The sequence below is a fragment of the Listeria rocourtiae FSL F6-920 genome (assembly GCF_000525975.1).
Classification (GTDB): Bacteria; Bacillota; Bacilli; order Lactobacillales; family Listeriaceae; genus Listeria_A; species Listeria_A rocourtiae.
In genome coordinates this window covers 1-913 of the sequence record NZ_AODK01000114.1, presented here as the reverse complement: position 1 = coordinate 913, position 913 = coordinate 1, and the positions used below count along the sequence as shown (strand labels likewise).

Annotated in this window: 1 protein-coding gene; it reads left to right on the top strand. The window is 42.9% G+C overall.

The features are described 5' to 3' along the window. Window positions 1-52: 52 nt before the first annotated feature. Window positions 53-913: immunoglobulin-like domain-containing protein (locus PROCOU_RS16110; protein WP_279625202.1), on the top strand; the 861-nt coding region annotated here is incomplete at its 3' end.

The following is a 913-nucleotide window of genomic DNA, read 5'->3' as shown; positions in this document are numbered from 1 at the left end:
ACCTTCGACCCACTGAAAGAAGTAAGCGCAAGCGACCTAAAAAGATGGAGATATCACAAGTGATGTCAAAGTGGTAGAAAACAAAGTAGACAACATGAAACCAGGCGTATACGAAGTGACGTATCAAGTCACAAACAGCGTAGGTGAAAGTACAAGCAAAACAATCCAAGTACAGGTGCTGAGCCGACCAATTATTGAGGCGAAAGACCACATCATGTATGTCGGAGACACCTATGACCCACTGAAAGAAGTAAGCGCAAGCGACCTAAAAGATGGAGATATCACAAGTGATGTCAAAGTAGTAGAAAACAAAGTAGACAACATGAAACCAGGCGTATACGAAGTGACGTATCAAATCACAAACAGCGTAGGTGAAAGTACAAGCAAAACAATCCAAGTACAGGTGCTGAGCCGACCAATCATTGAGGCAAAAGACCACATCATGTATGTCGGAGACACCTATGACCCACTGAAAGAAGTAAGCGCAAGCGACTTAAAAGATGGAGACATCACAAGTGATGTCAAAGTAGTAGAAAACAAAGTAGACAACATGAAACCAGGCGTATACGAAGTGACGTATCAAATCACAAACAGCGTAGGTGAAAGTACAAGCAAAACAATCCAAGTACAGGTGCTGAGCCGACCAATCATTGAGGCAAAAGACCACATCATGTATGTCGGAGACACCTATGACCCACTGAAAGAAGTAAGCGCAAGCGACTTAAAAGATGGAGACATCACGAGTGATGTCAAAGTAGTAGAAAACAAAGTAGACAACATGAAACCAGGCGTATATGAAGTGACGTATCAAGTCACAAACAGCGTAGGTGAAAGTACAAGCAAAACAATCCAAGTACAGGTGCTGAGCCGACCAATCATTGAGGCAAAAGACCACATCATGTATGTCGGAGAC